Genomic DNA, 8,114 nt, shown 5'->3' on the forward strand with positions numbered 1-8,114 from the left:
GCTACACTCCCCATTGGGTTTCCCCGCCGGATAAGTCGGTTGGTAGTAGGTTATTATCTCGAAGAACACGAACCTAATCTCTTGCTAAAGAGATATTTATTATGCAGCCTTATGGGCGCACTAGCGGTGTATCAATTCGCCCTCACGTCCGGCATCGGTGGCGACAATAATCCGGTCGCATTGGTCGAACACTTCCTTTATCACTTTCAACTGTTTCAGCACGCCGGGGTCTGCCTTGTAGCCTTTCTCCGCTTTCACCTGACGGGGGATTAGCTGGAAATCGGGCGGCAGTATGGGCAGGCTCTCCCTGCGGAAGTTCGCCACGCCGTAGGCTTCCGGCATGGCAAGCTGGATTAAGTGGCCGAACGCCCATGTCACCATATACCCGTTGCCGGAAAGATAACCGTCATTACGCTGGGTCGCACCGATGATGCGGGCGATGTCTTTTGCCACGCTGGGCTTCTCTGCTATTAATGCAATCATATTGTTTCTTTTTTATGGTTTGTTACTGACTTGATTTTCCGTAAAATTTTACGGTCATAATAAATATGGTAGCCGCCCACGTAATACTGGCGGTTGTGCCTGTCTATTTCTTTCCAGTCGGTTTTTAAAGAAAGGACTGTGAAGAAAATCAGGATGACAAGCGGAATAGCTATAATATAGATTAGTTGCATACCTTTATAATTTCATTCCTTTGGACTTCTTGGGTTTGTCCGCTTTCAGGCTCTTGTCCTGCTTCTCTTTCTGTTTGGCGGTGGGCTTGTCCTGACCCTGTTTCAACGGCTCTTTGCCCTGCTTGGTGGCTTCGTTGGTCTTGCCCCCGGAATTGACCGCTACCTGCGTCCGGCTCTCGGCGGCGGGGGTAACGTCTTTCGGCTGCACCTTGTCGGGGGATTTGCCCTGTGCGCCGGGCTGCACATGACCGTTAAACTCAACGCCCTTGCCGTCCTTTAACCCGGCTACCTGCTGCTCTGCGGGCTGTTGTCCCTGCTGCAAGAACTGGACGGCAGACCTCGGCAGGAACTCCAAGCCACGCTCCACTGCGCTGACCTGCAAATAGGCACTGCGCCGTGTGCCGTCCCTGAATTGCAGGTTTTCCATTTTCACCGCTTGTCCGGCTTCAAAGGCGGCTTTCTGCTCCGGGCTGACTTGCACGCCGCAAATGGTGTCGGGGCATTTCCATTTGTCAGCCCGCATATATTCCAGTTCGTGCGTGTACCTGTCCCGGCTAACGAACACGAGGATTTGCTCGCCGTTTTTAGGGTCTTTGATTCGGGCGATGCCGCCCAAGTTGCCAGTGCCTTGCAAGTTGCCCTGTTCCTGCTTGGTGAGCTCGTGTTCGTGAAACGGGCGTTGCAACAACTTTTCGTCCTGTTGCACGCCGTGCAGCTTGGGTACTACCGTGCCGTCCTTAGCCTGATAGAAAGAGAGCTTGACATCGGTAGGTTTGAGGTAGAAGCCGCCCACCGTTCCCGAAACGGTGTAGGTGTTGCGGGACTTGTAGCCACGCATCACCCGGTCGAAGTCCCTCGTGTTTTTCAGGGTGTCGGCGGTGATGCCGACTTTTTTCAGGTTCTCCCAGTCGATTTTTGCCGGGTCGAAGCGATAGCCCTGCTTGAACTCGTGGAAGTCGGGTTTCGGAACTCGAAGCATTTCAGCCCGCTTGTCGCCCTCCGGTGTAGGGTTGCGGTGGTTGTCCTCGATTGCCTTTGCTTCCCGCTCCGCATAGGAAGCCTTGACGCTGAACAGTTCCAGCCCGGAAGTGTCCTGGAACTTGCGGAAGAAATTAGAAATGAAGTTGCTGAACACATCGCTGTTCTTGTCCACCTGCATGAACTCGCCGCCGTGTGTCGGCGGCACGGTCTGCAAATTGCCCTCCTTGTCGATACCCTTAACGGCACTCACCTTGCCCTGCTGTTTATCCAAGACCAGCAGTACGTCTTTTTCCTGCCCCTCTGCGGGCGGGGTCATTCTGTTTGCCATAAATAATTGAAATTTAGCGGTTACGGGAATAGTCCCGCCCAAAGGTAGCGACTAAATATGCTATATTTGGACGGGCGGCAAGGGCTGTCCGAATTTGTCCTGCGATGTCCCGATTTGTCCAGTCGGGATTAAAAAGAGGTGATAAAGCAGGAACAATCCATTACTTAATCCAAAGAAAAACATAACTTTGTAACCAGTTATTATACATACAGAATATGACAGAGAAAAACAGTTCTATATTATCTCCCGAATATCTCAACTTCAAAAATGAGATAACCGCTCGTATCAGGTCTGCCCAGTATGAAGCATTAAAGGCTGTAAACAAAGAAATGATAGCCTTATATTGGGAAGTCGGCAAACGGATTACCGAGCAACAGACGGCATTAGGTTGGGGAAAATCTGTTGTGGAAAACCTTTCACGGGACATACAGAAAGAATTTCCGGGAATAAAAGGTTTTAGCGCACGGAATATATGGGATATGACACGTTTTTATACTGAATATCAGTCTGATGAAATTCTGCGAACATTGCTCGCAGAAATTAGCTGGTCAAAACATATAGTCATTCTGACGAAGTGTAAGGAAACCCAGCAACGACAATTTTATATATTGGCGACAAAGAAATACGGGTGGACTAATAATGTCCTTCTTAATAAGATAGAAGCCAAAACTTACGAGAACTATCTGCTTGGACAAAGTAATTTTGATATGACCCTGCCTGATAACATTAAGAACCAAGCCATACTTGCATTAAAAGATGAATATACATTTGACCTTGTGGGGCTTGCAGAGGAACATTCGGAATATGAACTGGAACAAGCTATTATTAAGAATATCCGTGCATTCCTTATGGAATTCGGTACGGATTTTTCATTCATCGGCAACCAATATCGACTGGAAGTGGACGGAAGAGAATACTTCATAGATTTACTTCTGTACAACAGGCGTTTACAAGCTATGATTGCCATAGAACTGAAAATCGGAGAATTCCAACCGGAATATAAAGGTAAAATGGAGTTCTATCTGAACATACTGAATGATACGGTGAAATTACCACATGAAAATCCGGCTATCGGTATTATTATCTGCAAGTCCAAAAGCCGCATGATAGTGGAGTATGCTTTGAAAAGTTCCAATATGCCTATCGGGGTGGCAACATATAGCCTTTCTTCCGAATTACCCGAAGCCTATAAAAAACTATTACCGACATCGGAAGAAATAGCCAAAAAGATAGAAATATTAATCGAAAAATAAGAAAACTGCCACAACAGCCTTGCTGCGTGGCAGTTTTAAGAACTTAAGAAACTGAAAATTAATCTCCACTACTGATTAGCTATAACCTTAAGGTTTATTCCTGCTACTTCTTTTATATAATTTTCAGTAACACCTAATAACGTCAGAATTTCATTTGTAGCAGTTGTTTTGGAAAAACCGGGTTGCACAATATAAATTTCATACTCCATTGGAATTTCTTTCTTAGCAATTGATAGTAATTTTTCCAATTCTTGTTTTGTTCCTACTTCTAAACGACTACAACTATAACCATTTCGTCTCTTGTTTTCTCTTCTGAGTAAATGATTAAAAAAATCAGCTCCTTCTTTATGTTTCCAATGTACAGATTTTTGAGCTTGTCCACACACTTCGTACAAATTTTTAATTTGATCTGAAACCCTTCCGTCAATTGCAAATTTTAGATGATACAACCCCACACAAATTTTATCAGGATATAATTTTATCGTTATAACATCAGCAATTTCACCGGAATAATCATCATCATATATTATATCAAAATCACCTTTTTTGAGTTCTTCAATAACTTTATATTGTATTGAATCAGTAATTTTAGGATATACTTGTTGAGATTCATTACATAATGATACTCCCTGCCAATTCCATGCAATAATATTATCCTTAGGGTAAACATTTATAATTTGCTTTAATTGGACATATTCATTTCCCGTTAATGCAGAACCATCAGCAAACCATATCGTTGGAATATATTTTTCAAAAAACTGGATCCCTGTCATTGTCTTATTTCCATAAGCAACTTCTACTTTCTCAGAACTTCTTTGATTGATTTTAAAATCTGCATATCGGTCATCTCCATTCGCATTTTCGAACAATTCCAACTCAAAATCCGCTTTCTTAAAATCTGTTATTATCGAAAACAGTAATTTCCCTTTTACACATTGTTCTTTTTCAAGTTGAATGTCTGTATCTGCAAGAGTAGATATTGAACCACCAATAGAAAAACGATAATGATTCTCATGAGCCATATAAATATCTTCATCCCAGTCGATGCAAATAGCAGCAATATCAGGTATAGTTGCAATAGCTTCAGGTATCAAGGTTTCTTTTAAAATTTGATTGGAATCAATGGAATCATCAACAAGTTTTTCTCCTAATTCGACGCACCATTGTTTAAATTCTTTCAAATCTCCTTTTTTAATTACATTCCAAATACGTCCTTTGTAAGAAGCCCCGATATTAGTTCGTTCACCACCTTCAAAACCATTTCCTACAACAAAAGCCTTCTCTCCTTTCTGCCTTTCAGCAAGGCTTAATGCTTCTGCAACATCATATCCAACATGCATTCTAAAGCGAATATCTTTACCGATAAAATATTTTAATCCAACATTTCTTAGTTTTGTTCGCTTAATATTATGGAAAGCTTTAAAAACATCTACACCTCTAATTAATTCAGGTTGCTTGTCTTTATCACCAATAATAGCTTCTGCAAGTTCTTTATATAAACTTCCATTATCTGAACTATTTATAAAAAGAAGATTATTTTTTGTATCCCAAAAAACAATAATCATGTCCCATACTAATTGTTGTATATCTTTATGATTTACCCATTCTACATTTACAATTCTTGCTGTTACTATGACAAGTATCTTTTCTCCTGCGTTTATATCATGAAATTTATATTGTAAATCTTCAAATCCTGGGATTCCTTTGCTGAAATTATTAGGAAACCAAGACTTTGTCTTGTTTTTGTAAACAACAACACTAAATTTTGGATGAATGTTACTAAACGGAATATTAGAATTGCTTAGATTTTCAAAACCATCCATTAAATTTTTGTATTCCTCTTCATTGTCTATTCGTTCGTAGCTTGTATCAGAAAGGATTTGATTCCAGTTAGCTCCATCTGCATATAAATCTTCTAATTCAGCACGTACATCTAAATCAGCAATATTAGCAATAAAAGAAGCATGTCCCAGTTTTTCATCATACTTTGTACGAGTAAAACGTCCGGCAAATTGTAAGGTAACGGGAAGGCTCTTTCTTATATCATGAAAGGCTGCTATTTTTAATTCTGGTAAATCAAATCCCTCACCTAACATATCTACACAAACTATAATTTTAGCTTCTTTTCGGAGAATCTTCTGATATACATTTCGATAATCATGACAATTAGAATATATAATTACAGGATTGAGGTCAGTATGCGTTTTGTAAATTTCAAAAATTTTTTCTGCCCGTTCCTTTGTAGCACAACGAGCCATCAATATATGGTTGTATTTTACTAAATCTTCTCGTAACCGTTGTACAGCAATTTCTGCTATTATTTCATCAGCTTTATCTGAATCATACTCTTTTATTGGTATAAAATCTATTTTAGTAAAATACCCTTGTTCTTGAGCATATTTTAATGGGAAGTTAAAAATTATTTTACCATCTAATCGTTGTCCATCATTCCTGAATGGGGTCGCTGTAAATTGTATCACTTTTTCCGCAGGAAATCTACTTTTGAATAAATTCCAAGATGGTGCTTTTACATGGTGTGCTTCATCTATAAAAATATGAGAGCATTGAGACACAAATAAGTTCTGTTCTTCATCAGAACAACTAGTAAGTATTTGCATTGTTGTAACAATAACATTACATTGTGCTAAAAAGCTCTTCAATAAATCAGAAGTTTCAAACTTCTCTTTTATAATCCCCACCATCGGATATAAGGATTTTTCACCTATTATTCCAAATGATTTTAATAACCCAAATGATTCAAATTTATCAAAAATCTGATTTCTTAAAGAATTAGAAGGAACAGTAACTAACAATCGCTCACATTGATTAGCAACTAAAGCGGATAACATTGTTTCTGTTTTTCCGGTTCCCGTAGGTAAAACAACAGTTGCAGTTTCTAACGGCATTTTCAAATGCCCAAGAATCATATGTAAAGCTCCTATTTGAGGTAGCCTTAGTCCGTTATTATTTTGGTCTTCTTCTTTAAAAAAGAAATCATTTTTCCATGATTGGATAACCTCTTTTGTTGAATATTCTTTTAGCAAAGGATGTTTTAACCAACATTTTATACATACAGAACATGAAGCTAACTTCTCTTTGGTGGGTCTTGTGTCGGTAAGAAGTACATAAGTAATATCTTGGGGGTAAGTTTCCTTATTGCATGTTAAGCAGTATTTTGCATCAAGATAATTTATTATTACATAGCTTCTACTTGTTTCTTCAATATTTAAAGGCAAATCAAACTCAGGTGCAATCATTTGCTTTATTATATTATTACACCCCTTCTTATGAAAAACAATCCGTTCTAATCTTGGCAATTTTATTATTTCCATATTTTTGAATTTAAAGCAAACCAACAATCCCAGACGAAAAATAGTAAGACTTTTAAATGGTTTGAAACATTATTGCAAATATAGCAATTGTTTAACAAAATAAGCTTATTGTCAGCCATTTATTCTTCATCCTTAATCAAGTGACATAATTCCGGGTCGTTCTTAATCCGAGTTATCTCATCTTCGACTATCTGCCGGACTTCCTGACGGATGCGGTCATAGTTGGCTTGTATCTCCTCCTGCATCCGGTCGTTGCCGTCCTTGTCGGTGAAGTCGATTATCTGTGGCAACTTCATGTAACGGGCGGTTTCCCGTTTTACCTTTTCATTGTCCACCACGATTTCGCAGTGGAAAATCTTCTGCTCTATCCGTTCATCGAAGTTGTCCGCCACAGCACCCACGAACATACCTTGCGTGAGGTTGGATATTTTGCTGGCAGGTATCAGGCTGTCCATTTGGGTGCTTATCGAGGTGGATTTCTCTCGTTGGTTAATCGTCATGCTCTGCCGTTTCTGCAACACCTTTCCGAAACGCTCGGAAAGGATTTTTGCCGTTTCACCGACTACCTGACCGCTGAACACGTTGCCCACGGTATTTTGTATCACCCGGCTTTCCTTGTCCCCGTAATCACGGGTAAGCTGGCTGTAATCCTGAAAGCCTAACAGAACCGCTACCTTGTTGCTTCGTGCGGTGGCAATCAGATTGTCAAGCCCACGAAAATAAATCGTTGGCAGCTCGTCTATAATCACCGAACTTTTAAGCTGACCTTTCTTGTTTATCAGCTTCACTATTCTGCTGTTATATAATCCCAGTGCCGCCGAATAGATGTTCTGACGGTCAGGATTGTTGCCGACAACCAAAATTTTAGGCTCTTTCGGGTTGTTGATGTCCAGCGAGAAATCATCACCTGTCATTACCCAGTAAAGGGCAGGTGAAATCATCCTTGAAAGCGGGATTTTCGCACTGGCAATCTGCCCCTGCAACTGTTCAACTGCCGAACTTTCCCAAGCATCCACGAACGGGGAAAGATAGTTTTCCAGTTCGGGGTAGCTGCGCAAAATGGTGAATACATCGGCGTATTTCTTGTTCAACAGTTCAATGGCATGGGGGAACGTGCAATACTTACCGCCTTGATAGATACGGAGATACCAAATTATAGCCGCCAAAAGAATAATCGGGCTTTCCACGAAGAAGTCGCCCTGCTTGCTTATCCAAGAGCGATTGAGGTTAAGCATTATCGTGTAGCTGGCTTCGTAGGCATCCGCAATATCCGACATGAAGCTGGCGTTTATCGGATTGCATCGGTGGCTCTTGCGTGGGTCGTCAAAGTTGATAACGTAAAATTTCGGCTTTACCTTGTAGCCGTCCAAGTGGTTAAGCAAATGATTGTAAGCGATTTCCGACAAATCGGGAAACTTATAATGTAGGCTAAGCACCCGGCGCCGTGTCATATAATCATGACCGGTTTCCAAATACTCGCCTCCGAACCGGACGTACACCTTCCAGCGTATCCGGCTCTCCGTTTTGATATTCAGTCTATGCCTTG

Annotated in this window: 5 protein-coding genes and 1 pseudogene; 1 reads left to right on the top strand and 5 read right to left on the bottom strand. The window is 40.8% G+C overall.

Annotated elements, in window-relative coordinates:
- Nucleotides 1–123: 123 nt before the first annotated feature.
- The 3 genes and pseudogenes from HU824_RS18520 to HU824_RS18530 all read right to left on the bottom strand — a co-directional run.
- Nucleotides 124–483, bottom strand: a pseudogene (locus HU824_RS18520) (toprim domain-containing protein); the annotation flags it as partial.
- The gene (locus HU824_RS18525; protein WP_176469653.1) at nucleotides 480–674 is read right to left on the bottom strand and encodes a hypothetical protein; all 195 of its coding nucleotides are present in this window, start codon (nucleotides 672–674) and stop codon (nucleotides 480–482) included. The gene HU824_RS18525 and the pseudogene HU824_RS18520, both read right to left, overlap by 4 nt.
- A 4-nt stretch (nucleotides 675–678) precedes the next feature.
- Nucleotides 679–1,983 (bottom strand): DUF3945 domain-containing protein, encoded by a 1,305-nt coding sequence (locus HU824_RS18530; protein ID WP_176469654.1) that lies wholly within the window; start codon nucleotides 1,981–1,983, stop codon nucleotides 679–681.
- A 215-nt stretch (nucleotides 1,984–2,198) separates the two neighbouring features.
- On the opposite strand from HU824_RS18530, the gene HU824_RS18535 reads away from it, so the two are divergent.
- On the top strand, nucleotides 2,199–3,236 hold the full coding sequence (locus HU824_RS18535; RefSeq protein ID WP_121737303.1) for a YhcG family protein: 1,038 nt from the start codon (nucleotides 2,199–2,201) through the stop codon (nucleotides 3,234–3,236).
- Between the two features lie 68 nt (nucleotides 3,237–3,304).
- On the opposite strand, the gene HU824_RS18540 is transcribed toward HU824_RS18535, so the two are convergent.
- Nucleotides 3,305–6,568: a DEAD/DEAH box helicase gene (locus tag HU824_RS18540; RefSeq protein WP_176469655.1), complete on the bottom strand. Its 3,264-nt coding sequence runs from the start codon at nucleotides 6,566–6,568 to the stop codon at nucleotides 3,305–3,307.
- A 119-nt stretch (nucleotides 6,569–6,687) separates the two neighbouring features.
- Nucleotides 6,688–8,114 (bottom strand): TraM recognition domain-containing protein (locus HU824_RS18545; protein WP_255260565.1); only part of this gene is annotated, 1,427 nt, incomplete at its 5' end.

The sequence above is a fragment of the Bacteroides sp. L10-4 genome, from assembly GCF_013373675.1.
GTDB classification, from domain to species: Bacteria; Bacteroidota; Bacteroidia; order Bacteroidales; family Bacteroidaceae; genus Bacteroides; species Bacteroides muris.

Coding starts and splice junctions, on each gene's coding strand:
- HU824_RS18525 (WP_176469653.1), bottom strand. CDS start 674: ATGCAACTAATCTATATTATAGCTATTCCGCTTGTCATCCTGATTTTC.
- HU824_RS18530 (WP_176469654.1), bottom strand. CDS start 1,983: ATGGCAAACAGAATGACCCCGCCCGCAGAGGGGCAGGAAAAAGACGTA.
- HU824_RS18535 (WP_121737303.1), top strand. CDS start 2,199: ATGACAGAGAAAAACAGTTCTATATTATCTCCCGAATATCTCAACTTC.
- HU824_RS18540 (WP_176469655.1), bottom strand. CDS start 6,568: ATGGAAATAATAAAATTGCCAAGATTAGAACGGATTGTTTTTCATAAG.